26 protein-coding genes are annotated in these 24,802 nt (G+C 63.0%); 14 read left to right on the top strand and 12 right to left on the bottom strand.

All coding sequences use genetic code 11. The features are described from left to right. Positions 1–190: 190 nt before the first annotated feature. Positions 191–1,075: an alpha/beta fold hydrolase gene (locus C7I55_RS19510; protein WP_158266509.1), complete on the bottom strand. Its 885-nt coding sequence runs from the start codon at positions 1,073–1,075 to the stop codon at positions 191–193. An 866-nt stretch (positions 1,076–1,941) separates the two neighbouring features. Here C7I55_RS19510 and C7I55_RS19505 point away from each other — a divergent pair. Both C7I55_RS19505 and C7I55_RS19500 read left to right on the top strand, forming a co-directional pair. Beyond that, on the top strand, positions 1,942–2,358 hold the full coding sequence (locus C7I55_RS19505; RefSeq protein WP_106514712.1) for a nuclear transport factor 2 family protein: 417 nt from the start codon (positions 1,942–1,944) through the stop codon (positions 2,356–2,358). A gap of 334 nt (positions 2,359–2,692) precedes the next feature. Beyond that, positions 2,693–3,247, top strand: a complete 555-nt coding sequence (locus C7I55_RS19500; protein ID WP_158266508.1) for a putative glycolipid-binding domain-containing protein — start codon at positions 2,693–2,695, stop codon at positions 3,245–3,247. Positions 3,248–3,427: 180 nt separating this feature from the next. On the opposite strand, the gene C7I55_RS19495 is transcribed toward C7I55_RS19500, so the two are convergent. Genes C7I55_RS19495 through C7I55_RS19485 form a run of 3 tightly spaced genes read right to left on the bottom strand, consistent with a single transcriptional unit; the run spans position 3,428 to position 4,739 of the window. Then, entirely contained in the window at positions 3,428–4,099 is a 672-nt protein-coding gene (locus C7I55_RS19495; protein ID WP_106514710.1) for a hypothetical protein, read from the bottom strand. Between the two features lie 19 nt (positions 4,100–4,118). Next, complete coding sequence (locus C7I55_RS28255; RefSeq protein ID WP_158266507.1) at positions 4,119–4,418, bottom strand: hypothetical protein; 300 nt, start codon at positions 4,416–4,418, stop codon at positions 4,119–4,121. A gap of 15 nt (positions 4,419–4,433) precedes the next feature. Beyond that, entirely contained in the window at positions 4,434–4,739 is a 306-nt protein-coding gene (locus tag C7I55_RS19485; protein WP_106514708.1) for a hypothetical protein, read from the bottom strand. An 87-nt stretch (positions 4,740–4,826) separates the two neighbouring features. Here C7I55_RS19485 and C7I55_RS19480 point away from each other — a divergent pair, with 87 nt between their 5' ends. After that, on the top strand, positions 4,827–5,396 hold the full coding sequence (locus C7I55_RS19480) for a TetR/AcrR family transcriptional regulator (RefSeq protein ID WP_106514707.1): 570 nt from the start codon (positions 4,827–4,829) through the stop codon (positions 5,394–5,396). Between the two features lie 265 nt (positions 5,397–5,661). Here C7I55_RS19480 and C7I55_RS19475 read toward each other — a convergent pair whose 3' ends face one another. The 3 genes from C7I55_RS19475 to C7I55_RS19465 all read right to left on the bottom strand — a co-directional run bounded on the left by C7I55_RS19475 (position 5,662) and on the right by C7I55_RS19465 (position 8,647). Next, positions 5,662–6,681 carry an AraC family transcriptional regulator gene (locus tag C7I55_RS19475; RefSeq protein ID WP_106514706.1) on the bottom strand — a complete coding sequence of 340 codons (1,020 nt, stop codon included), beginning with the start codon at positions 6,679–6,681 and terminating at the stop codon, positions 5,662–5,664. A gap of 127 nt (positions 6,682–6,808) precedes the next feature. Further along, positions 6,809–7,777, bottom strand: a complete 969-nt coding sequence (locus tag C7I55_RS19470; protein WP_106514705.1) for an alpha/beta hydrolase family protein — start codon at positions 7,775–7,777, stop codon at positions 6,809–6,811. Positions 7,778–8,335: 558 nt separating this feature from the next. Next, entirely contained in the window at positions 8,336–8,647 is a 312-nt protein-coding gene (locus C7I55_RS19465; RefSeq protein ID WP_106514704.1) for an ArsR/SmtB family transcription factor, read from the bottom strand. Positions 8,648–8,779: 132 nt separating this feature from the next. On the opposite strand from C7I55_RS19465, the gene C7I55_RS19460 reads away from it, so the two are divergent. After that, positions 8,780–9,514, top strand: a complete 735-nt coding sequence (locus C7I55_RS19460; RefSeq protein ID WP_106514703.1) for an SDR family oxidoreductase — start codon at positions 8,780–8,782, stop codon at positions 9,512–9,514. A 136-nt stretch (positions 9,515–9,650) separates the two neighbouring features. Here the strand turns inward: C7I55_RS19460 and C7I55_RS19455 are convergent, their stop codons facing one another. Further along, the gene (locus C7I55_RS19455) at positions 9,651–9,911 is read right to left on the bottom strand and encodes a hypothetical protein (protein WP_106514702.1); all 261 of its coding nucleotides are present in this window, start codon (positions 9,909–9,911) and stop codon (positions 9,651–9,653) included. A gap of 405 nt (positions 9,912–10,316) precedes the next feature. Here C7I55_RS19455 and C7I55_RS19450 point away from each other — a divergent pair, with 405 nt between their 5' ends. Further along, positions 10,317–10,841, top strand: coding sequence for a DUF4269 domain-containing protein (locus tag C7I55_RS19450; protein ID WP_106514701.1), 525 nt, complete (start codon positions 10,317–10,319; stop codon positions 10,839–10,841). A 103-nt stretch (positions 10,842–10,944) separates the two neighbouring features. Here C7I55_RS19450 and C7I55_RS19445 read toward each other — a convergent pair whose 3' ends face one another. From C7I55_RS19445 to C7I55_RS19430, 3 genes are all read right to left on the bottom strand, one after another. Next, entirely contained in the window at positions 10,945–11,268 is a 324-nt protein-coding gene (locus tag C7I55_RS19445; RefSeq protein ID WP_106514700.1) for a hypothetical protein, read from the bottom strand. Between the two features lie 761 nt (positions 11,269–12,029). Further along, positions 12,030–12,515, bottom strand: coding sequence for an OmpA family protein (locus tag C7I55_RS19435; protein ID WP_106514698.1), 486 nt, complete (start codon positions 12,513–12,515; stop codon positions 12,030–12,032). Positions 12,516–12,788: 273 nt separating this feature from the next. After that, positions 12,789–13,238: a MarR family winged helix-turn-helix transcriptional regulator gene (locus tag C7I55_RS19430; protein ID WP_106514697.1), complete on the bottom strand. Its 450-nt coding sequence runs from the start codon at positions 13,236–13,238 to the stop codon at positions 12,789–12,791. 32 nt (positions 13,239–13,270) lie between these two features. On the opposite strand from C7I55_RS19430, the gene C7I55_RS19425 reads away from it, so the two are divergent. From C7I55_RS19425 to C7I55_RS19395, 8 genes are all read left to right on the top strand, one after another. Continuing rightward, entirely contained in the window at positions 13,271–14,272 is a 1,002-nt protein-coding gene (locus tag C7I55_RS19425) for a hypothetical protein (RefSeq protein ID WP_106514696.1), read from the top strand. Between the two features lie 239 nt (positions 14,273–14,511). Next, a complete protein-coding gene (locus C7I55_RS19420; protein WP_106514695.1) occupies positions 14,512–14,973 on the top strand; it encodes a hypothetical protein in 462 nt (153 codons plus the stop codon). A gap of 185 nt (positions 14,974–15,158) precedes the next feature. After that, on the top strand, positions 15,159–15,407 hold the full coding sequence (locus C7I55_RS27820; protein ID WP_146151085.1) for a hypothetical protein: 249 nt from the start codon (positions 15,159–15,161) through the stop codon (positions 15,405–15,407). 365 nt (positions 15,408–15,772) lie between these two features. Beyond that, entirely contained in the window at positions 15,773–16,216 is a 444-nt protein-coding gene (locus C7I55_RS27815; protein WP_146151084.1) for a hypothetical protein, read from the top strand. A 2,322-nt stretch (positions 16,217–18,538) separates the two neighbouring features. Next, positions 18,539–19,915, top strand: coding sequence for a transposase (locus C7I55_RS19405; protein WP_106514692.1), 1,377 nt, complete (start codon positions 18,539–18,541; stop codon positions 19,913–19,915). A 106-nt stretch (positions 19,916–20,021) separates the two neighbouring features. Beyond that, positions 20,022–20,342: an energy transducer TonB gene (locus tag C7I55_RS29500; protein ID WP_146151083.1), complete on the top strand. Its 321-nt coding sequence runs from the start codon at positions 20,022–20,024 to the stop codon at positions 20,340–20,342. Between the two features lie 243 nt (positions 20,343–20,585). Continuing rightward, the gene (locus C7I55_RS27810) at positions 20,586–21,284 is read left to right on the top strand and encodes an imm11 family protein (protein ID WP_146151082.1); all 699 of its coding nucleotides are present in this window, start codon (positions 20,586–20,588) and stop codon (positions 21,282–21,284) included. A 274-nt stretch (positions 21,285–21,558) separates the two neighbouring features. Next, positions 21,559–21,975 (top strand): hypothetical protein, encoded by a 417-nt coding sequence (locus C7I55_RS19395; RefSeq protein ID WP_106514690.1) that lies wholly within the window; start codon positions 21,559–21,561, stop codon positions 21,973–21,975. Positions 21,976–23,284: 1,309 nt separating this feature from the next. Here the strand turns inward: C7I55_RS19395 and C7I55_RS29000 are convergent. Then, positions 23,285–23,785, bottom strand: coding sequence for a hypothetical protein (locus C7I55_RS29000; RefSeq protein WP_233222314.1), 501 nt, complete (start codon positions 23,783–23,785; stop codon positions 23,285–23,287). Here C7I55_RS29000 and C7I55_RS19380 point away from each other — a divergent pair. Further along, the gene (locus C7I55_RS19380; RefSeq protein WP_106514687.1) at positions 23,766–24,647 is read left to right on the top strand and encodes an ATP-grasp domain-containing protein; all 882 of its coding nucleotides are present in this window, start codon (positions 23,766–23,768) and stop codon (positions 24,645–24,647) included. The genes C7I55_RS29000 and C7I55_RS19380 overlap by 20 nt on opposite strands. Positions 24,648–24,802 lie beyond the last annotated feature (155 nt).

Below are 24,802 nucleotides of genomic sequence, written 5' to 3'. Positions count from 1 at the left end.
TTTCCGCTTCGATAGCAAGTGCTTTTTTCAAGTCACTGTTTTCGTAGATATTTACCCATCCCAAACGACCTTCGGTGTGCAGTGAGCAGGGCGCCGGGTTTCGCGAAGCAGGTCACCCACGTCGACGCGGAAGATGCTGATTCAATCTTGGATACGAGGACCGATACGCGAAGCCGTCGCTTTGCGGCGCTCACTTCGGGCGAACGGTTGCACCGCGGACGAGCGCGATGCCCTGCAGGATGTTCTCGATGACGAATTCAGGATCCTCGTGGGGCAGCCCATGCCCGGCGGTTGCGGCGATATTCTGTCGCGCATTCGACGACAGCGAAAGGAAGCGCTTCTGGAGCCGCTGGGTCGCCGTTTCCAGCCTCATCGCCAGCGGTTCGGACAATCCGGGCACCATGCGATAACGCGGGCTATGCGTCGCGACGACCACCGGCCTGGCACCGAGTGTCGACAAGCTGCGCGCCTGCGCCGCGCTTGGCACAAAGGCCAGCCTCTCCTCGTTCCGCGTCGGATCCTCGGCCATGCTGGTCAGGAAAGCACGGAGTTCGGTGATCGCCTTTTCCTCGTCGGGAGCGTAAGCTGGCAGCAGTGCCAGCCAAGTCTCGATCTGGTCCGGGTGCGTCGAGGAGAGCAATACCAGGCCCGCGGTTTCAGCTGAATAGAGGCTGGCAAAGACCTGCGCGTGAAGCCCGCCGATCGAATGGCCGACGAGCAGAAAGGGCCCCTCGACGCCGGCTTTGCGCAGCGCCTCGTGCAGATCGGCCGCCGCATGCATGCTCGTGCGCGGAAAGTCGGTCGCGGGATCGCTGCCGCCAAGACCTGCGCGGTCATACAGGCAGATGCGGGTGGTCGTCGCGATCCTGCCGGCTATACGTTGCCACCCCTCGTCTGTGGCGGGTGCCGTACCGAGTCCGGCGTCGACCACAATGGTGGGGTGGCCCGTTCCCCGACAGGCGATATGGATGGACCGGCCGCCGACATCGAACCGGCCGCCCGTCTCCCGCGCCTCGCTCCTGGCTTCAGACATCAACAACACCATCGTTGCAAGAAGCGACAGCTGACCGAGCATAGGACGGCGCAACATCTATCTCCTCGGGCAGGAAGTCCGTTGTGGGCAAAATGCGGGCGGATCGCGTTGCTCATAGCTCGGATACAGTCGCCGGCGAAACCATCCGTGTGAGCGCCCGGCTGAGCAAATGCAGGTGGCGCAGGCGCGGAGCAGAGTGACGCGGACACGCAGCCGCCTGGCCCGCGAAGCTTGCAACCGCACCTTCACGCCTGTTCATCACTCTCTCCCGCAACCGCCACACAATGGAGATCGGCCCGGGCCCCTGCCCTTCTCGCGCATCCTGGTCGACCCTTTCCGGACATTGAGCCCGCCGCCCATCGACGGGAAGCGGCCAAGTTGCCGCCTGTCTCCGGCGAGGCAGATCGCCTCACTTGAACGCATCATCAGGGGTCTCGCAAGGGGACCCGGGATCGAGGATGGCGATGGTTGGACAGGCCTCGGCCTGCGCTGTCTGTGAGAGCGGCCCTGGGATCGGATATCAACGCGACGGTATCGACAACTTTCCACGTGCTTGGACCGCCCGGAGAGCGGTTCTCTGATGCCGCGATGCACATCCCGTGCTTCGAACGCTGAATGGCGAGGCCGGCATTTGGACAGGCGTGTAACGCTGTGCTTGAAGCCAGTGCGCTGGCGGATGTCGGAAGACGGCGAACATTGCCTCGCTCATCCACCCTGCCCTGCTGTTCCTGCGCGGTCGACCGGGTCCGCCCCGCACCGGGCATGCGGCTGTGCTTGAGCGCCGATGGCGTTTCGCCCGAGCTCTTGCCGCGACCCTCGGCTGAGCGCGTTGTGCAATATCGTTCAAGACCCACCAATCTTCATTCTGCATTCCCATCGATGTCCATACCGGACGATGGAGATGGAAGATGGTGCGCCTTTCTGTTGCGACTGCCGCATTCTTGTTGGTTGTCGCCAGCGCCGCTCACGCTGAACCGGCGCCTTCGCCCGAGGCAGTGGTGCGGGCCTACACGGAAGCGGCCAACACGGGGGATCTGGAGCGCTTCCTGAACCTCTATCATCCGGATATCCGGAAGTTCCGTTTCCCTGGCCTGCTGGCGTCGGAAGGCGTCGCGCATAATCGGCAGGCCTATGCCAAGTCTTTCGCCGCCAATCCCGATCTCCATGTCAAGATCGTTGAGCTCATCAGCCTCGGCGACAAGGTTGTCGTGCACGATCGTGTCACCGGCCTTTCCGGAGGCAAGACATCGGATGAAATCACCGCCTATCAGGTGGAGAATGGACGGATCACCAACATCGTCTATATCGAGCGTATTGCCCGTTAACTGGGGTGAGCGCCCGGCGATCTGGCCGCAGGCATGCGCCTCCCGACCTTCTGTGGAAGCCGCAGCGCCGAAGCGACATGCCTCTGCGCTGCGCCGGTACAATTTGCTGCCGTTTCTGACCGGACCACCTGCTCTCGGTTGAACGGGTGGGTGGCCGTGTCACTCAATCCATCTGGTCAGAGGCGATTGCAGGCTGCCATGGCGAACGTCCGGTAGCGCGCAACAGGCCGCTTGTGCACTTCGTCGAGATTGGCCGGGTTCCTGAAGGGGCCTGCAACCCGCTCTGGACATCGAACCGCGGCAGTCTATCGTGAACAAACCAGGGAGGCCTCGTGTGAGCACAGCGTTTTGGAAAGCGCTCTACACCAGCGGGCATGATGCCGGCTTCGTCAGGAAGCAAACGGACGGATGGCTGCTGACAGGAACCGCTGTTTACCTGAACGAGTCGAAGCCGGTCGCCGTCCGGTACGGCCTTGATCTCGCTGCTGACTGGTCGACGAGACGTGGATTCATTGATGGTATGATCGGTACGGAGGCGGTCGAACATCGGATCGAACGGGACGAAAGAGGCTGGCGACTGGACGGTGAACCTCAGCACGGACTGGAGGACGCACGCGATCTGGATTTCGGCTTCACCCCGGCCACCAATCATCCGCAATTGAAGCGAATGGCATTGCAGATCGGGCAGTCGGCCCGCATCACGGTTGCATGGTTCGATCTCGGTTGCACCACGCTGAGCCCCCTGCCCCAAATATATCACCGCGTATCGGAAGACGCTTACGCCTACGACTCCCCTCAGGGTCCGTACCAGGCAACTCTGCTCGTCGCAGACAACGGCTTTGTTCGGGATTATCCCGAACTGTGGCAGATGGAACTCCACGGCGAATAGGCCGGGAAGTCACCGCCTTACGCAGGATCACGTCGAGACGCCGTCGAGCGCCAGGGATCGATCTCGGCGATGAAGCGGCCAAACCCGGGGGTCCGGCGGGCGGTTCAGCCGGACGGGTTCGCGCGTTCTAAAGTCCGGTCATGGCGCGCCCTACGAACGGGAAGGTCGGACGACCAGCAATCATCGGGCGCGTCGTAGCAGCAGGATCGTATGATCCATCCAGTTTAGAACCAGTTGGTCGTCGCCGACGGGGAAGACGATGCCCTCGTTCGGTCCGAATGACGTCGGCTCGGCGGTGTCGCATTCCCAATGGTGCGCCGGTCCGACGCGATCGAGTGGGATGTTCAACGCCGACCAAGCCGGACGGAAGATTTGGGCGAGCTGACGGACGTTCGCGGCGGTCCAGATGATCGACCAGGTCGGGCTCTCGCACCGGGCCGATCCGGCGATCGATCCAGCCTCGCCAATCCAACCCACCGCGTCCTCGTCGAATTGTAGCGTCCTGTCGATCCAGCGCCGGTCGGGCGTGAAGCCCGGGGGCGCGGTAGCATCGGCGGCGACGCGCTCGACGATCCAGCGACCGTGAAACTGCTCGGCGGGAAGCTCCGTGCCGGGCAACGCGTCGTCGCCAACCCCAGGGAGAGTGGCTGCAGCGGGTTCAACCTCGAGGCCAGCAGCAGCAGCAGCAGGCGGGCTGGGATCGGAGGTGACATTAGGGCTGGGCAGGTCCGCAGTATTTGCTTCGGGAACCACGGCGGTCACGGCAGCTTCCGTGGTGTTGGCCGGGGCCGCATCGTCTCCGCAGCCTGGAAGCGCAAAGATAAGCGTTCCTGCCGTAAGGACACGGATCATATTCGGAGGCGTTCCCTTCTCAGCGGTTGACCAGGACATAGCCGAATGAGGTTTTCCTACCAATGGCGTCGAGGAAATCAGCATGATCGCGCTTACGGATCGTCTGACGACCCGCGGAACCGGTCATGCTGTTGCCGCCCTGGTGGATGTACATGGTGCGCTGCGCGCGCGACTGGCGCTGCTGATGGCGACAAGGGCGCTGATCGGCTGGCGCAGCGCAACGGCTGTCACGATGACCGGGCCCTCCAGCGCGTCCCTCCATGACAGTGGAAAGGGTCGCCCAAATAAGCGATGATCCGACGGTCACGCTGCCGCCCATGGCACCATTGCGTCGTCAAGCCAGCCTGTACGGCGCCGGATCTCCAAGCTCCTTCACGAGCTGTTCCCTTGCTTCCGAGGTCGCTTCGCCGAGGATAGTCCCGAGAGCCGCGAGATCCTCTTCACGTTCGCGGGCAAGAGCCCTCAGGATCCTATCGTCCGTCCCCTCGGCGATGCGAGGCACCAAGGTCTCGGAAGGAATGTTCAAGCGCGCCGCAAGAACGCGCATCGTCCGTGCGCGCAGCCGAAACTCGAAGTCCATGAGCCTTGCCGTCTCCCGTTCCTCCTTCTTGAGCAGTGCGCCTCGCAGATCCCATGCCATCTCCAAGCCCTTTCAGACGCAGCATTGTCACGCACCTCTGCTGCGAGTAGAACGATGTTCTAGCAAACTTTAGAACGATATTCTAGGATGAGCGAGAGACGCCGATCGATATCGATGGCCGCACGGGCATTGTTCCTTGAGAAGGGGTTCAACGCTACCAGCATCGCCGACATCAGGGATGCGAGCGGCGCCACGACCGGAAGCATCTATCACGCCTTCGGAAGCAAGGAGGGCATCGCCCTGGCGCTGGTGACGGAGGCCGTCGGCGCCTGGACGAGGGCAACCCTCGACGCTCAACGATCCGAAGATGCGGAGGGTTTGATCCGCGGCACCGTGGAGGGTCTGCTGGCCTGGGCAAGGTCCGATCCTGCCGGCTTCCAGATCCTCGATCATATTCGATCTTTGGGCGAGCAAGGTCAGGCAGGCGACGGAATAGGAGCCTTCCTGAAAGAAGGACGCGCTGCGAGCCGGGTAACGCTTGTGCGCTTGAGCGCGTGCGGCGAGATCGCGATCGGTGACCCCGATTTGGCGCAAGCACTGATCCTTGGTCCGGCGTTCGAATATTTGAGGGCAGCCGGGGCGTCGATACGCGAAGTTACCGAGCAATCTGCACAACTGCTTAGCGACGCAGCCTGGAGCGCGATGAAGCCTGCCTAGCCTGCCCGACGGCGCATACCGCCCCCAGATTCACCCAGGGCCTTACAGTGCCTGCGCCGCCCCGATAGCGCCTCCAGGTGAATGTCCGACGGAGGTGGTCTGTCGTGCGGCAGTCTGGGAACCACCGGATCCAGCGGTTGCCGCTGCGATCCCTGGCCGCGGCGGCGGACGTCTCACGAATAGCTGGCGATCGCGGACGCGACCGCCGTCTGCGGTGACAGGCATCGGAGATCAGCCGGCCTCCTCCGCGGAGCCGCGGCTCGCCTCAGCGCGAGGGTGTCGCGCTGTTGCTGCTCCGCCAGGCCTGCGGCGTGACGCCCTCCCAGCTCCGAAAGGCACGGTAGAATGAGGTGGTGTCCTGAAATCCCAGGAGGCAGGCAACCTCCGCGACATCGGCGGACGGGTCGGAAAGCAGCGTCTGGCCAAGTTCCCTTCGCGCCTGCTGCACCAGCGCGCGGAAGCTGCTCCCCTCATCGGTGATGCGCCGCTGCAACGTGCGTTCGCTGGTTCCGAGGTCGCGCGCGACCGCGGCGACGTCCGGGCGTCCACTTGCCAGGCTGCGCTTCAGCAGGGCCTTGACCTGTTCGGAGAAGGAGCTGCGCGGCTGCAGGCGGCCGAACGCCGCCTCGAGCGCGGGCGTGATGATTTCGATCAGCTCGGCATTGCTGCCCGGAAACGGGTGATCGAGATCGGACGCCTTCAGGACGAGCGTGTCGCGCTTGCTTTCAAAAACGATCGGGCAGCCGAAGAACGCCTCCTGTCCCGCCGTCGGCGTGCCGCTTCGGGTCAGCTCCAGCCTGAGCGGAGCCAGCCGCCGACCGGTCCCGCGCCGGCCCAGCGACAGCATGAAAGCAAAGCTGATGTCGACCGAGAGGTCCGGTTCGGCTTCCGCAGCATGGAACCAGTGCTTGCTGATCTGGACCTCGGAACCCCGCTCCTCGACGGCAATCCGCTCCGGCATGGTGAACTGCTTGAACCGCGCGACGCGGCCGAGCGCTTCCCGGAAATCGGATGCGTAGCAGGCGGCCACGAACATCGGCTGGTGTCCGACTGCCTCCGTCGCCTCGACGAAGCGAAGCCAATAGTCCGGATCTGCAGCGAGCTCCGACATCGCCGTCCACAGCGCGAACAGCTGCGCCGTGCTCAAGAAGCGGCGGGTGTCGAGGTGGAGGGTCAGCGGCAGGCGGGCCTGCCGCAGCACCGCGACCGGGCTGAGCCCGGTCGCCTCCAGCGCCGACCAGAAGGAAGGCTGCAGGCGGCACTTGTCGGGGAAACCGTTCGTCATGGTCCGCACCCCTACGAGAGACGAGCTCGGTTCGAAAGGTCGAGGCCACGACGCAGCCTCTGCACCGTGCCCTTGCGTCGGTGCGCCGGGCCGACCTCCTCGGTCGGCTCCGGCGCGCCGGCTCAGCTCATTTGGCTTCGACGGATGCATGGCCCGCGCAATGCGCCGCGAGCGCCTGTTTCGCCGCCGGCCAGGCGTCGTCGCCGTCGTACAAGGCCGAGCGCAGATAGGCCCAGGTCATGCGAAGGACGATCTCCATGCGCTCCGGGTCCTCGTCGTCGGTTTCCCTGGCGTCATAGCCGGCAATCCCGCCGAGCCCGTGCTTGCCGCCGATCATGGTCAGCAGGGCGTCGGCGCCCGGGCCGTCGTGAAAGGCGTCGGCGTGCCAGGCAGGGCCACGGACCGTCAGGTGCGGAGAGGCGTCCTCGTCGCCGACGACCACCAGCGTCGGCGTCGTCAGATGCGTAAAATCCGGGTTGAAGAAGCTGTAGCGGCTCGCCGCCATCTCGCTCAGCGAAGCGCCGCCATTGCCTGGCGCCGCCAGCATGATTCCGGCCCGGATGCGCGGTTCGCGCACGTCGACATTCTGCGCGTCCGGATCGTTCGCATCCGTCAGCCGGGCGCCCAGCAGCAGGCCCGCGGTCTGGCCGCCCATCGAATGGCCGATGACGGCGATGCGATCGCGGTCGATGCGGCCGGCGATCGCCGGGACGGCGGCCTCGATCGCACCCAGCTGGTCGATGATCGCGGTCATGTCCTCGACACGGGAACGCCAGAACAGCGGACCTCCCGGAGCATCGGCCGGCATGCCCGCGACCTTGGAATTGAGGTGGGTCGGCTGGATCACGACGAAGCCATGTTCGGCGTAGAAGTTGACGAGCGGCCCATAACCGTCTTTCGACGGAATGTAGAGCGACGGCCCGTGGCCGTGGGAAAGCAGGACCACCGGCAGATTGTCGCCGGTGGCGGGCGCCGTGATGCGCAGCGCGAGCGGGATCGGTCGTGATGGGAGGTCGAGGATCACCGGGTTGACCGATATCGTCTGTCGCGGCTGGCTGACCGGGATCAGCAGGGCGTCCTTGATGAGATTGTTCATGCGTCTAACTCCATCTGCCCGGGCCGTTGTCGCTGGCCTGGTGAAACCGCGCTAAACGGCTCACCGCTTCGGAGCATTGGCGCATCACGCCAATCGATTGGCAGACGACGCCAAGCCGTTGGCAGAGCGTTCGTGTGCTGGCTCGACCGCCTGGAAAGGGCCTCCCGGCCAACTTCCCCGGTTCGATATGTCCTCGGGCCGCGGTGAGGCCGCGTCCGGATTGTCCCATGTCCACCGATTGAGCTGTTCCGGTAGGAAGCGGGTGCGGGCGAGGCCTCCGGTTTCGCCGAGCAGGCTGACGGACTCGAACCACGTCATCCATCAAGCTCGAACGAGCCTTCGCCTGCGCGTCACGACGGCCGCGCCGACCCCGATGCTCAGACGGGCTCGCCGAGGGCGGCTATCGCACCGGGCGTCGAGTGCTCCGCTGGACTCCGACCCGTCTCGAAGACCGGACCGGCACCGCCCGCTGAGGCGATGGCCGAGCGCACCGCGATCGGACGGATGAGCGGACAGGGCGCGCACGGTGGCTGCGCGCGGGTCGTCCGACGTCACGTATCAGGCGGGCCGATTGGCGAGCACGACGTCGAGCAGTCCGGGGAAGCGTCGGTCGAAATCGTCCCGGCGCAGCCTGTTGATCATCTCACGGCCCGCTTGCGTCGTCTCGATCAGCCCCGCCGCGCGCAGCAGCTTCAGGTGGTTGGACAGCGTGCTCTTGGGAATGGACTCGCACGGCGCCGCGCCGGTGCAGCTCAGCCGCTCGGTGGCGGCCAAGCGCGCCACCATGGTCAGCCGATTGGGATCGGCCAGTGCGTGCAGCGCCAGATCGAGCGGAACGTCCTCCAGCCTGGGATGGGTGAAGCGGGGCATGAGCCGGATATAGGATCGCTCCGCACATTTTAATAGTTCGGCTATCTTGAACTATCGAACCGTCGCGCCATCTTCCGCCCTGCCGACAGCGCACGAAGCCGTGATCGCGGGCCACAATTTTGGAGAAGTCTCATGTCACTTCAGGGCAAGAAAGCGCTCGTCACCGGCGGATCGCGCGGCATCGGTTCGGCCATCGCCAAGCGGCTCGCGGCCGATGGCGCTGTCGTTGCAATCACCTATGCCGGCAACAAGGCGGCTGCGGATGCCACCGTCGCGGCGATCGAGAGCAAAGGCGGCACCGCCTTCGCCTTTCAGGCCGACGCCGCCGACCCGAACTCGCAGCGCGCCGGCATCGAGCAGGCGGCCGCCGCCCTGGGCGGGATCGACATCCTGGTCCACAATGCCGGCGTGGCCGAATTCTCCGTCGTCTCGGAGGATAGCGACGAGACCTATGATCGCCAGTTCGGCGTGAATGTGAAGGGCCTCCACGTCGGCACGAGGGCGGCGCTGCCGCACCTCGAAGACAGCGGGCGGATAATTCTGATCGGCAGCATTTCGGGCGAACTCGCCTTTCCTGCGACCTCGGTCTACAGCGCGACCAAGGCGGCGGTGGCGGCGCTCGGGCGCGGCTGGGCGAAGGATCTCGCCTCGCGCAACATCCTGGTCAACACCGTGCAGCCGGGACCGATCGATACCGACATGAACCCCGCCGACAGCGAGTTCGCCCAGCAGATGATGGGCGCCATCCCGCTCGGCCGCTACGGCAAGGTCGAGGAGATTGCGGGCGCGGTTTCGTTCCTCGCCGGGCCGGATTCGAGCTATATCACCGGCACCACGCTCAACATCGATGGCGGCGCAGCGGCGTAGGAAGAGCAATCGGCCTCTCCGCTTTGGCTTGGCGGAGGGGCCGACCGATCCTCGAGGGCGCACCTCATGGCAGCTGCCGCGCGGATCGCCCTTCAGCAGACGTTGAGAGGCTGCGGTTGGCGCGCCTGACCCGCTATCAGGCGCGCACGCCCTCGTCATACTTGCGGTGCATGCAGCGCATGGTTTCGAGCTTGCTTTCGGCCGAGCCGAACGCCCCCGCCAGGCCGCAATCCGTCACCAGCAGGCGCATTGTGGCGGGGTCATCCGCCTTGAGTTGCCGCGCCCAGGCCCTGAGCTCCTTGGCCTCCGGCGAGGCAAGAGCCTCGTCGTCGGCAGCTTCGGCTTGGCACGCGGTCAGGATGCCGGCGGCGAGGGCGAGTGTGATGAGCTTGTGCATAACCGCCACCTAAAGCGCGAACGATGAAGGAAGCTTAACGACGGCGGTGGCGGCGGACGGCTGTTCGACCACCGGCGCCGCATCGCTCCTGTCGGTCGTCTACCCCGCCGTGTCGCTGCCGCCGCACGCGGCCAGGCCACCGGGTGACGTCGGCTTTGGCTCAGCGGTCTGTCGTCGGCGCCAATGTGGTAAGATCAAGAACGACGACCGACTCCGCCCGCAGCCCCTCATCGCAGCGGACACGATACGCCAGGAAATGCCCTCTTCCGTTCATCATCCGCGTACTGGCATCCGTCAGCGGTCATCGCCCTCAGCGCCCGGACATTTACGAGTGCTTTCGATCGCTTCCGCCGCTTTCCTATTCGGCTATTGCGGGTCGCCTCGACAAGGATGTGAGCAGAAACAATGGGCAGACCCGGCTATCGCGAAGCCGTCGATCGCGCGGACATCCTGTCCGCCCTGTCGGAGTTCGACCCGCACATTGCCGGCACACCCCCGCTGAACCTCGATATACCGACGAGCGATATCGATATCCTCTGCCATGCGCCCGATTCCAATCGCTTCGCATCAGCAGTCTGGAACGCGTTCGGATCGCGCCCGAAATTTCGCATGTGGCAATGGAGCGGAACTGATCGTCCCGTCCTGGGGACCTTCGAAGCGCACGCGTGGGATTTCGAGATCTTCGGCCATGTAGACCCGGTAGCCGAACAGGCCGGATGGCGGCATTTCGTCATGGAACGGCGCCTGCTCACTCTGGGTGGCCAAGGCCTTGCTTCTGCTGTGATGGCGTTCAGGCGAAACGGCCTGAAAACCGAGCCGGCTTTCGCGGCTGCGTTGCAGCTGGCCGGCGACCCCTATCGGACCTTGCTGGACATGGAGGATTGGACGGACGACGCCTTGTCCGTGGTGATCCGCCGAGCCATCGCATGACGGCTTACATCGCTCTTTGCCGCAAGCATCAGACCCCGCGAACCACCGACCACCGCCATAGCCGCCAGGTCGCATTTCTACCCAGATGCGAGATGAGGTTCCACTATCCCGCTGAGGGTTGCGTAGGGCGATCGAAAACCGGCCCAAGGTGAAAGCGCTCGATGAAGCGCGGTATGTAGCCGTACCCGTCTTCTGTTACTTCGAAGAACCTGGCGGGTGGAGGAAGCCCGATATCCACGCTCCGGGCCCAGCCTAGGCGCTCGAAATTCTCCCACATCGTGCAGTTTGCGCTCCCTTCGGCGGTGGCCAATCGACCGCCCGGATGTTTGAGTATGAAAGAAAGTGTTGAAAGATCTCCCGGCGAAAGCGTCTCCCAGGCGAGCAGGATGTGCCTCACCGCCTCGTCCTCGTCGCTCGTCCACGCCATCGCCTCACCTCCAGCGGAGCTTGCTAGGTGCATGGGGTTAACAAGGTGTTGGGGCGATCTCCTGCTGCGCCGGATCGATGCTCAGAGACAGGTTTCCCTCCATTGTCGTCTCCGAAGATTTCCGGGCGCTTCTCGGAACGGGTTGCGATCTATCTCACGCACTGGGCCAGTTGTGCGCGGATGGGGACTCGTCGAAGCCGCTGCGGATGAACAGCATCCAGCCTGTTGTCCTGTTAGGCTCTGAGCAACGATTGCCGAACGCCGCTTCAGATGTTCGATACGCCGAGCTCTGCGGCATGGACTGCTCGCAGTATCTGCGGTTCGAGGTCCCATTCGCCGACGCGGATTCCTTGGCCTAGGATCTTCTCCGAGGCGAGAGGATGATCCGCGGGTTCGATCCCTTCACCGATCCAGCGCCCGAGCCAATCAGGATGCTGGATCGGTGGCCTGAGACTTGGCCGTCAGGGTTTTCAGGCGGGAAAAACATCCAGACGCCCGGGCCGCCGGTGCGGATCGTGGTCGCTCGAGGAAGGGCACGCGCCAGTTATGGGTACATACGTTCGACACGTGAACGGCTCCAATGAATTGCCGGAGGACGATCAACCGGCTCGACCACTGCTTCACCGCCAAATTGGCGCCGGGGCGGCCTACGCCCGCTTTGGCGAGGCAGGCTGACGATCGCACCGCCGCCACCATCAGGACCGATGCGCGACCGCGGTCGCCCCATGGCGGCCATGTACTTCATGCCCGGCTGGACATTTTCACCGTGTGTCGGATGAGCGCGGCAAAGAACCGGAGTCGTCCACCCATACTTGTACAAAGCGATTCTGAGGCTCGGAGACGCCCGCAGGAGTGGCAACGAGGAGGTCTTTGCCGCCTAGCGCTTCAACGCGAATCGGCGCCGTCAGCCCGCGATCGCGCAGATAGCTGGCAACGGTCTGCGCGCGCAGACGAGAGAGTGACGAGTCATCCCGCTTCGCCTCAGCCAAGTCACTGTGGCCGCTGACCACGACGGGGCATGTAGCCGGAGCGTCATAGCTGGAGGCGAACTTGTCGAGCATCGCCTTGCCGTCGTCGTTGATGTGTGTACTGCCCGGATCGAAAAAGGCCCAAGCCCAGCGATCGACGATCACCAATCCATGCGGCGTTTCGAACCCGCTGCAGCCGCGCGAATGATTCTCTTGAGGCTCCGCCGGCGCGGAGAGCAACATGAGAAGTGCCGCCATCATGATGAAACGATACCGCAACGCGCCTCAGGGTCAATGCCGCCTTTCCAACCGGTTCGGCTGTTGGCGCCGGCGACGGAGGCCGCATCCGCGAACGTCCGTTTTCGCGCGGCAGCCTGACATCGGCGCCGCCAGGCGGTCAGATCGGGATGTTGGGCCGGGTCCGACCCAGGGCCGCCACAGGCGCGGTCGTCGATTGTGGTTCAAGATCGCCGCACACGTACCAGCGCATCGTCCACAGCCCGCCTCTGCAACGAGGCTGTTCAGCCGATTTGCTGCGGCGCTGCGTCACGATCACAAAGCTTCGGCCTCGATCCGCATCGCCTCGGCAAGCCGCGCGAGATAGTCGAGCAGAACCGCGCGCTCCTTGTCGCTGTAGGAGCGATGCAGCTCCTCTAGGCGCCTGTCGAGGTTGTGCAGGCGAGGCCAGACACGTGCGTTCGCCGCCGCCGCAACCGGTGTAACAACCACTCTCCGAAGATCCGCACTGTCGACGGCGCGCTCGACGAAGCCTGCGCGTACCAGGCGATCGACGATCCCTGTTACGGCACCGGTTGTGAAGCCAATGGCGCGGGCAAGCTCCCCGGCCTGCATGGCACCGCGTGCAAGCAGCAGATCGAGACAGCGATAATCGTTATACCCGAGGCCAAGGCGCTCCGCCATGCGCCTGTCGAAATCGACCATAGCCTCGCTTGCCGCACGCCCCGCGGAGTCGAATTGCGCGTTCAAACTGTTCGACGGCATTGCTTTATCTCACGAGATAAGATACTCCTCCTATGATGTCGAACCCCGCTCATCAGGTCCAGCCCTGGCCCGCCGTGACATTGCTGGTCGCCTCGCCGCTGATCGGTGAATTCCTCCTGGGGAACATGGCGATCGACATGCTGTGGATGCTGCCGTTGCTTTGCTTGCTATACGGCACCGGGGCCTTGCTCGTTCGCGAATTCGCACGTCGCTTGGGTTCCGGTTGGCCCGGGATACTGATGCTCGGGCTCGCATACGGGATCATCGAGGAGAGCTTCGTCACGCAGTCCCTGTTCGATCGCAATTTTCTTGGCCTTCGGCTGCTGGATTACGGCTACCTTCCAGCGGCCGGCATAGGCGCCTGGTGGAGCGTCTTCGTCCTCGCTCTTCACGCGATCTGGAGCACCGGAGCCGCCATCAACCTCAGTGAGGCACTCTGGCCGAAGCACGCGGGATCACTCTGGCTGTCGTCCCGGGGTCTCGCCGCAACGATGCTCGCTTTCGCCCTCGGTTGCATCGGGGTGGCTTTTGCCTCCGGGGCCCGGGCCGCCGCATCGGTCGCCCAGCTAAGTGCAGCGGCGGCGATTGTGATTCTGCTCTGCGCCGCAACCTGGTTCCTGGGGCGACGCCGGGCACGTGTCGCGCGCGCGGCGAGACGCGCCCCTTCCGCCGTCACGGCGGGTATCAGCGCCTTTACGCTGTTGTCCCTCTTCATGCTGACCACCTGGACGATGCACTCCGTCTCCGCCATCGTGAACGTCGGCGCGATGGTCGGCCTGCTGCTCGCCCTGGCTCTTCTGATACATTATTGGAGCCACGCTGCGGGTTGGAGCCCGCTGCACCGTCTGGCGCTGACCGGAGGAGCGCTGCTGACCTATGGGTGGTGGAGTCTCCTGCTACCCGCGATGGTGACGACATCGACGCCGATGGTCGATACGATGGGCAACATGCTGTTCCTTGGTGGGGCGCTGGCTTCGATCGTGCTCGCCTGGCGCCGGACCGTCCGGGGCTTCCGATCCTCGTCGGTCGACTAGCCGGAGAACAAGCTCGACAACATCGCCCTTTCACCCCCGCCTATCATGCCTATGGAAGCAGCCTTCGCTGGGGCTTAGCCCAACTTTTCCCTTCCACCCTCCCCTGTCGTTCCTGCGGTGGCTGCTCGGAGCCGGGGCGACGCCGCAGCCTGACGTTCGGCGCCGGCTCGCGCCGCGTCCCATGCTATGGCGTGCTCCGACCCGTTGCCGCCATACGAAGTTTGCATCATGCTGTCCGCATGAAAGCCTACGGCATATCTCCGGTAATCGACCTCGCTGATCCTGAGGATTCTCGCGTACAGGCCTGCATCTCCCTTGTGACGGACATTGTCTGCCAGGCGCTACGTGCCCGCGGCGACTGCTTCCACTATGCTGTCGACTGGCGCGATCCGGGCGGGCCGGAATGGAGCACATGCACCGAGGATTTGGCGAAGCCACAGGTGCACACGTTGAGTGATCCTCGAGAGATTGCCCGCTTGGTTCGGATGTCGGTTGATCCCTTTTCCGGAAAAGCAGCGATCATTCGATCGATTGCGACGTGTCGCGCAGTCACGTTCGGCTATGATGGGCAGGCGTTTCTCTGCCTGCGCCATGAGGATGACCCACCAACTTCGTCCGATCCCTCGCTCGTCACGACTGAGGATCGGTCGGACCTCCTTGCTGATACAGACTATTTCGACGGATTTCTGCCCGCGAACTAAGTCTGGTTGCCACCCTCCCCTGTCGTTCCTGTTGCGATCGCCGGCGGCCGGCGAAGGTCCGCTTCCGCGCGGAACCCTGACGCTCGCCGCCGGCATGCGCCATCCGAGGACCTAGGACGTGCTTCGGACCAAAGCGGACATTTCGCGATTGCTCATATAGCTCAGTGTCGCCATCCTCGATCGCCATGGAAAAGGACCTCGACCTCATCAACCGGGGCGATCGCAAAGCGAGGGTCGAATTTTTCGACCATGGCAATGGCTTCTACTCGTTCGAGGAGACCGAGGAAGCTGTTGATGATCATCCGCAACTTGGGCCTTTGACCTACTGGCGGTCTTCTCATCTGTCGGGGCTGTACGCCAGTCGTGCGGCTGCGGAGCGCGACGCTCGTTCGATGATTCCATGGTTGCGAGCGGTCGATGCGCCAGAACTATGATCCAGCGTTTCACCGGTTCTCAGCTGACCGGATCATTTGCGCCGACTGCCATGTGCAAGGTTTGCTATTCACCCCGAGGCTGTTCCCGCTGCCATCCGGCATAACGGGAACGTACTTTCGGCTCTCGCTCGGAAGCCTGACATTTGGCTCAGCGGTGCACCAGACCGAGACGATGGACCAGGTCCGACCCTCTCCGGCTGTTCCCGACGCGATCGCCAGGCGACCCGGCGAAGGTCCGCTTCCGCGCGGCACCCTGCCGCTCGCCGTTGGCGTGCGCCATGTGGGCACCTAGGACGCGCGTCGATCCATTGCAGACGTTCCCGACAAACCTACTATGTGTCCGTACGCACGAGGAAGCATAGAGCATGAGCGATCAGCCGCATTCAATCACGCCGTGCTGTTTCTGCGGAACATCCGATTTCTCTGATGCGGATCCGGCGTACCTCCGCCTCGAAACGGCGAGCGGCCTCACGACGAGTTGGCCCTGCCACACTTGCTGCTTCGAGAAGCGCTTGCCAGATATGCCGCCGGCTCCGCACACCGACCAGTTGGAACCGGAGTCGCCCTCCGAAACATGGCGGCCGGGTATGGAGTATTTCGGCGTCGAGTTCCGCCGTCCGGGTGAGCTGATCACGTCCGTCACGACGTTCGGCTTGGACGAGGATGATGCGCTGGAAAGTGCGCTCGCAATCTTTGACGATTTTCCGGAGGGTGACCCGCGCTCTTACGGCGACCCGCTGGAGGTTCGCATCGGAACGGTAGCCCAAGAGCTGACGTTCTCAACAGGCTGGCGCAAACTTCAAAGCTGAGCGTCCCTCATCCACCCCATTCAGCTGTTTCCGCCGCAATCGGCCGCCGCTGCGACGTACGTCAGGTTTTCAGCGCCAGGTGGACGATTGCGCCGCCAAGGGCTGCACGGGATCGCTAAGACGCGTCACGGCCATGGCGGGGGTCCCGGCTCAACGCACGAAGAGGTTGGGCCTTTGCCGCCTTGCCTGCTTGGCTGCCCGCACGAACTCGGGTTGGTGAAGTTTGCCGTAGCATCGCGTAGCTCGTCGAGCACCGCGTCGAGAAGTGGCAGCTTTACGCTCGGGTCCAGCTCCCTTGCCCTCTCGAGTGCCTCGTCCGCCTCCACGAGGAGGGTCGCTACGCGCAGCAAGTCATACGAGTTCAGGTTTGCCGGTTGCGCAAGCAGACGTTGCGCCCGTTCAAGGGAACTGATGGCCTCATGTAACTGACTTTCTGTATGGCCCATAGGTTGATAGTGCCTCGCCGGCACGGCTCGGGCAATGTCTCGAATCCACCCGATTCGGCTGTTCCCGACTCCATCGGACGCCGCGGCGGCGAAGGTCAGCTTTCGCGCGGCAGCCTGACCTTGGCGGCGGGCACGCGCCAGATCGGGCTCTACAGCCGGCTGCGACCCTTTGCAGACATTTCGCATCGCGCTAAGAGATCGCCATGAGTATCAGGGAGCGCTGTTTGTGACGACGGTCGCCCCCCGGGTCCATCTTGTCGAAGCGGGCTCGGAGCCCACAGATCAAAGAAAATGACTTCATCGAGCTTCAGGCAATCGGCTCGCCCAATCGGTCGCGCCCATGGCTGATTTCCGGCTTAAGCCGACGGTTGGCCTCATCCCCGGAATGACGATTCAGTTCGCGGAGGGGCGGTGGACCGGGCGGTCGGAGAACGAGATCGGCGACGGCGTAGCTGTCACCGACGAGGCCTTCAACTCTATTGCGCCGCTCGTCCTAGCAACATGCCCCGGATGGACGCCAGACCACCGGTACGGCGTCTATGAGCTAGGCGCCACAGCTTGTTCCGAGCTGGTACAGGCGCTCCGATTGGAGGCCGATCGTCTACGGGAGAGCACTGGCGAAGCACGAAGCAAAGCCAACCTGCTCCATGGTCTCGCTAATTGGCTCGAGCCTCGGTGCGAGGCACGGCAGCCGCTCAGCATTCTAGGCTACTGACTTCCGCTTTCCACCCCGTCCGCCTATTCCTGGCCCGATCAGAGGAGACCAGGACGAACGTCCGATTTCGCGCGACGTCGAGACAAGGGCGTTCGGCCGCGCTCGCCCAAGCGGCTACAGCGCGGATCGACCCAACTCGGACCTACGCCAGCGGCTCTCGAATATCAGTTCTTGAAGCGTTCGAGCCATTGTTCAGCCACGCGAAACTATTCTAGGCTGTCATGCGTGTGCAGCCTCGTGCTGGGATCCCGCACCAGAAAGATGCGGCCCGGGTTGAAGGATTGAGCGTGACTTTCCGTGTTGCCGGCGTTCTGATGGTGATTGCTTTTTCACCCGGCGCATGCTCTCCCTCAACGCCCAAGATTGACGTTCACGATAATGAGCTAGTTCCTTCTATGATCCGTGAAGGGGGAATGCTCAGGACTGAAACTCGGGTATGCATCGGAGTTAAAGGAATAGGGTATTGCTTCCCGCGAGTTGACTATTATCTAGCCGGCGGAAAAGGGGTCACCAATGACAATGAGGCGGCCATTATATTAGAGTTTCCGGCTGACAAGACTCTTGGAAAATGCAATCCAGAGCCGCTGGTATTCAAAAATACTCGACTCTTCTTTCACGGAAGCTACTCTCCCTCCCTTGATAAAATCAGGATTGAGTCTTATGAGACCGTTTATGTGCCCGATCCTGCAAGGCACTTCATTGGATTCTCAGCGCAAGAGTACCTGATTTGCACCCCGCCCGACTCCGTTCACGTCGGCACCTGTGAGTTCGTCAGTCAATCAGCTCGTGGGACGGTTCAAACGCAAATACCCTTCAGCTGCCGCGCGAGACTTCCTGTTATAGCTCGATACTTCGAGCGTTATGTACTCGCTCACGAGGTCCAGTAGATGCGCCGGAGTTCATTAGCGGCGCATTAGCGGAAGGAATGCAACCGACACCCGCCGGCCGCAAACGTCCGTGTTCCACCGCACCCGGCAGTTTCCGGCGGCACCCGGCGCCGGCACAGGCTACGTCCGCTTACGCCACGCAGGCTGACGATCGCGCCGCCACCGGCAGGATCAGGGGCTACAGCGCGGATCGACCGATAGTGTTGAAAAACTCCCGTTGCACTGACGACTGGGCTCTGATTCACTGCTCCTGAGCAAGACGGGAGGCGAGCCGATGATGGGTGAGCGGACGGTGATGCAGGAGGCGCTGTTCTACGGGTTCAGCCTGGAGCGCCATGTTCCGGACGACCACCTGCTGAGGCATATCGACCGGTTCGTCGACTTGTCGAGCATTCGCGAGCATCTGCGGCCCTTTTACAGCGAGACGGGTCGGCCCTCAGTCGATCCGGAGTTGATGATCCGCATGCTGATCATCGGCTATACGCACGGGATCCGCTCCGAACGGCGGCTGTGCGAGGAGGTGCACCTCAACCTTGCTTATCGCTGGTTCTGCCGTCTCGACCTCGCTGCCGCGGTGCCGGATCATTCGACATTCTCGAAGAACCGGCATGGTCGCTTTCGTGACAGCGATCTGCTGCGGCGCTTGTTCGAGGCGACGGTCGAGCGCTGCATGGCCGAGGGTCTGGTCGGCGGCGAGGGCTTCGCGGTCGACGCCAGCCTGATCAAGGCCGATGCCAACCGGCAGCGGGGCGTCCCTGGCAGTGAGGGGCTTCCCGCGGACGCGACGAGCCATGCGGTGCAGGAATATTTGGCGGTGCTCGACGATGCCGCGTTCGGCGCGGCGACGCCGGTCGCGCCGAAGTTCATTTCGATCGCCGATCCCGCCTCGCGCTGGACTGCGGCCGAGGGCGGCTTTGCCTATTTCGCCTACTCGACCAACTATCTGATCGACCTCAAGCATGCGGTGATCATGGATGTCGAGGCGACCACGTCGATCCGGCAGGCCGAGGTGACGGCGCAGCGGCGGATGATCGAACGAACCCAGGATCGCTTCGGCGTGTGGCCGCAGAAACTGGTGGCGGACACCGGTTATGGTTCGGCCGAGAACCTGGCGTGGCTGGTTCACGAGCGCGGCATCGAGCCGCACATTCCGGTCTTCGAGAAGTCGTCACGCAGCGATGGGACATTCTCGCGGTCCGACTTCACCTACGACCACAAGCGCAACGTCTACATCTGTCCGGCCGGCAAGCAGCTGATGCACTATCGCCGTGCCTTTTCGACGCCGCGCGTCGGTGTCGATGAGCATGGTCTGATGCGGTATCGCGCCTCCCTGGCAGATTGCCGCGCTTGCGCCCTCAAGGCGCACTGCTGCCCGACGCAGCCACAGCGAAACGTGCAGCGATCGATCCACGAGGGTGCACGCGACATGGCGCGCGACATCGCCAAGACCGATGCCTACCTGGTCTCCCGCTGCGAACGGAAGAAGGTCGAGATGCTGTTCGCGCACCTCAAGCGCATCCTGAAGCTCGATCGCCTGCGCCTCAGGGGACCAAATGGAGCCAAAGACGAGTTCCACCTCGCCGCCACCGCCCAGAACCTCCGCAAACTCGCCAAGCTGATCCCGAGCGGGGCTCCTGCGATGGCAGGATGAGGTCGACTGCCTCTCATTACCTGAACGTCCGCTCTTGTTAGAAGCAGACGTTTTTCAACACTATCGACCCGTTGCGGACATTCAGTTCGCAAAGTATCAATCGCTAATGACCATCCTTCTAGCATTGGCTTTCGCCGGTTCAAATGTCCCGGTTCCGGTCACGCCTCCATCTACCTGGGTCAGTTACCCCCCTTCAGCCCTGCGAAATGGTGAGCAGGGCGTCGTAGGTTACGAGGTAAACGTAGATGAGGCTGGGAAACCAACCAACTGCCGCGTGATCGCGTCGAGCGGCTTCTCCTCCTTAGATGCTGAGACATGCCGGCAGATCTTGCGGCGGGGCAAATTTCATCCCGCCACCGGCGCTGGCGGCGCTGCAGAGCCGGGCACATACGCCAGCAGCCTAAGCTGGTCTTTCCAAGACCAATAACCCGCACCCACCAACGTCCACCTTCCACCCTGCCCTGTCATTCCCGCGCCGATCGCCGGGCGGTCCCACGAATGTCGGGTTCCACGCGGTGGCCCGACGTTGCGCGCCAGCGTGCGCCAGGTCGAGCGCTACAGCGCGGATCGACCCTTTCCGGACATTGGCGAGATCAGTAAGCCAGCCGTAGAGGCGGTCGTGTTATCCGGGGAGAGACATGTTGGGTGATGAGATAACAGGGCAGATGACATGAGCCCGCCGACGTCCAGTGACGGATTGCACTTGCCGCCATCCGCTGATCCGATCGTCCCGCCCGATCTCACGGAAGGGGGCAACGCGTGGTACGAACCGCCGGTTCGACCCGTGGCGGGCCATGGTCGCTATTCTGTCCTTGCTATGGACTGGACCGCCCCAAGCATTGATTTCGATTGGCCGAACATGGCATCGACTTCTGACCCTTCGCCTTCCCAAGGCAAGTTCGAGACTTTGCCCGAAGCGCCGCTGTGGCGCACGAACGAACCTGAGCCTGATGATTTCGCGGAAGTGATCCACGGGGCGACGTACACCGTCTCCAGGCGCGTCCTTGATGTTTTCCTGCGTCACGACCCCGGATCGCTAAAGTACCAGGAAGTGAAGATTCGCTTCAAGGACGATGCACCCTCGAGGCGAGACCATTATTGGATACATGTCACTCGGCGTGTTCCTGCCATTGACTTCGCCAATTCCAGAGTGCGTTATTACTGGCCATCTGGTTCGCGGCCTTATCCGGGCGATTTTGGTCCCGTGCGCCTTCTGCCTGACGCTCACGCTTTTCCGTATTTTTGCACATATCACACCGGTCCGAACACGATCTTCATCTCCGACGAAATGCATTGTGACCTCTTGAAGATCGATCCTCCGCTCGCGCATTTCGTCGTGAGAGACGTCGCTGGAAATGTTCCATTCTAGCAATCGATGGAACGCGCCGGAGCTACCTACGATGGTTCGGTGGGATCCGCTTGCCTCGGCGGCCACTAGGCAGCGACTTCTGCAATGCCTAGAGTCTCGGACCCACCGTGTCAGGTGTCCCCGCCGGCTATGGAGCCGGCGGCCGCAAATGTCCGCTCCCGCGCGGCAGTCGGACGTTGACCCCAATACGCGGCCGGGTCGGGACGGAATGCCGGGTCCGACCCGAAGCCGACATTGACATGGACGCGGGCTTGCACGGTTCGTACCATCGGACATGCGCTACGATCTGGATCTTTTGAGAGAGTTTTGTGCCGAGATCGGGCTTGATGCAAAGGCGCGAGACGATCGGCTACTGGAGGTCTTTCTCGGCGGTGGAGCAGTCCTCTGCTTCCAGAACTTCGACCGGGATGGAGACTGCCTGATCGGGTTCACGGATGTGCCGTGGCATGGCCACGGGAACCTGACCTTCAACGACGCTCGCGGCTACCACGTCGAACTGGATCCGCTCGATCTGCTGAGCGGGCTCCGCTCTGGAGACGTTTTGGTCTGCGAGCGACAGCTGAAGGGAACGCTGGTCGACCGTTGGCTCGTTCATAAGCTTTATAACGATGAGTTCGGCGAGCTCGAGCCAGGCGAGCGCATCATCGTCCGCCGCGCGTGCTGCGGAGAAGCTGACGGCTGTCGCGGCTGATGTCGGGTTTCCACCGATTCGGCTGTTGCCGGTCCGATCGCCAGGCGACTCTGCGAAGGTCCACTTCCGCGCGGCGCCCCGACATCCGCCACCGGGGTGCGCCATGGTGTACCCTAGGACGTGCTCCAACCCTTACCAGACGATCCAAACCGATCTAAGCTCGCTTGATGAGACCAGATCCGCAGCGCGTGCAGAAAGAGACCAGGGGCTTCACAACTAAGAGATCCGCAACGCTTGAAGCCGACTTGGACATCCTGCTTGGCGATCTCTGCCGTCAGTGGGGCTTCTGCAATCGCTTGTCAGGAAGCGATCTCGTCGATGGCGTACGTCCTTTATCCGCTGACGAGTTTGCTACCGCGATGTTATCGGCCGAAGGCTTCGATCCAGAGGTGGAATCACAGTGGCGAAGGAGCTTCAAGCGAGTGTTCACGGCGAGGTACGGAACATCCGTCGTCTCGGCTGCCGGATACCTTGGCGCATAGCTTCGAACGTCGTCTTTCCACCCTCCCCGGCTGTTCTTGGCGCGATCGCCAAGCGCCCCTGCGGAGGTCCGCTTCCGCTCGGCACCCGGACGTTCGCCACTGGCGTGCCCCACGTGGGAACCTAGGGCGTGCTCCGACCCGTTGCCGACATCCCAGGTCCGTGCGAAGATCCCTCAATGGCACGCCCTGCGATGCTCCTCCTACTTCTTGTGGCCGGCTGCTCTTCCGGGAATGGAGGACCGACGGCCTTAGATGTGACAGCCGCGCAGGCTCGCTCAGAGCTGGGTTCGACGGCGCGCTGGCCGCTCGATACGGGGCTCTCCAGAGACAAGGTGCAAGCGATACGAGACGGCGCATACCGCTTCTGCCGTGACGTGCACCCCGATGACACGAAGTGCTTCACCCAACAGGACAGGTCCATCTTCGCCGTGAACCAGGCTGCACGGCTCTGGCGAAGCTACCTGGCCGAGCCCTCGAAGCACGGCTCCTTTCCTTACGCTCGAGCCCATCAGAATCTACCTGACGCGTTCCAAGACATCGTAGACTACTGTTGGTCGACCTACGTCGATGCGGGAAAACGTGATGCACGCATGCTAGGTCCGTGCCTGATGAGCGCGGTTGGAGGCGATTTTTTCGGCGTTGTCCCGGTGGCCTGAACTTTCGCGAACCGCCGCGCACAGCATCGTCTAGAATTCACCCCGTCCGGCTGTTCCCGCCACGGTCAAATACCGCGGCGCGAACGTCCGGTATCGCCGACCAGGCTGACAATCACAACGCCGGGGCTGGGATCGTCGCTGCGACGCGCTCCGACCCTTGGATGCCGTAGGCTATAGCCGGATTTCCTTCACCGGTCCGCCGAGCTCGGCCTCCCACGTTTGCGCCATGTTCAGCACGTCTTCGAACGGTTCATTCGCGTGCGATGTCGTGCATAGAAATCGGTCCGGTTCAGATCCGTCACCGACGACAATCTCGTCCACTATGTCCTCAAGCCGGGGCGAGCCGGGACCTGCGATCGCGAGCAGAGACACGCCGTCCCGGAGGCATCGCTCCACGAAGCCGTCCAGCAACGCCTCGTCGGACACGGGAGAATGGAGGATCAGCTTTCGAGCGAGCTTCATGGAAACGAGGCTATCCCCTTGAATGTCGCATTTCCACCCTCCCCTGTCACCTCCGCGGCGATCGCCGAGCGCTCCCGCGGATGTCGGCTTTTGCGCGACAGCCTGACGTCGGTGCCGCCACGTCGTCAGATCGGGACGCTGAACAGGCGGACCCGTTGCGCACATCCGCCCGACATGGAATGTGCGCGCGATGCCAAGCCCGTTCGCCATTTTCTGTGCCGATCCATTGGACCCTCGGTCCGTGGAGCCGTCGTATGCTATTGAAGCTGAGGCAGCTCGCGACGCCGGCTTCACGGTCGTGAAGCTGGATCATGACTATCTGGACCGTCAGATCGACGCTGCCGCGGCCTTGCGAAAGGCGCGGTTCGAAGAGCCAGGGAAGGCAGTGTATCGTGGCTGGATGATGAGCGCTGATGCGTATCAGGCCCTCTACACCACCCTAGAAGCCCGTTCGGTCAGCCTTATGACCTCTCCATCTGAGTATGCTGCATGTCATCACGCTCCAGGTTCTTATGCTCGCCTCGCCGAGTGGATGCCGCTGACGATCTGGATTGAGGATGGATCACGCGATGACAATCAGGCTGTCCAAGCCGTCGCCGCTGCGTTCGGCCACTCATCCGTCATCCTGAAGGATTGGGTAAAATCGCAGGCTGCTGGCTATTGGAGTGAAGCATGCTTCATTGCCGACGCGGCGGATCCCCGCGCTGTTGAACGGACCATCTCCCGATTCCGTGATCTTCAAGGGGACAGCCTCGTTGGAGGCTTGGTGTTCAAGCGATACGTGCCGCTCCTGCCGTCGGGCATGCCCGCTCATGAGTATCGGGCCTTTGTGATCAAGGGTTACCTGGTGGGTTGCTGGCCTCGTTCAGCTGAAGCGGCCAATCTTGAGCCGCCGCCAAGGGACCTCCTCGAGCAGGTCGCCGCGCATATTCCCAGCCCGTTTGCCTCCGCCGATTTTGGCCGCGATGAGAGCGGCCGCTGGTGGCTGCTTGAAGTCGGCGACGGCCAGGTATCAGGGCTGCCTACCGCTACGGCGGCTAAGCCGATTTTTCAGAAACTATCCGCCGAATGAGCCGATCCCGCTTCACGTGAATGTCGCTTTTCCATCTGTGGACGCCCCCATCAGCGCAAGCGATTTTTCGTTGGGTATTTGGCACGTGATCGGATGCTGCCATCTGTCCGGCTTCTCGATGCAGCGATGTGAGCTGCGAGCCTGTATGGGAGTTC

This window comes from Allosphingosinicella deserti (assembly GCF_003012735.1).
Taxonomy (GTDB): Bacteria; Pseudomonadota; Alphaproteobacteria; order Sphingomonadales; family Sphingomonadaceae; genus Allosphingosinicella; species Allosphingosinicella deserti.
Note: the sequence above shows the minus strand (reverse complement) of the source record. Positions and strands in the feature narration are given on the sequence as shown.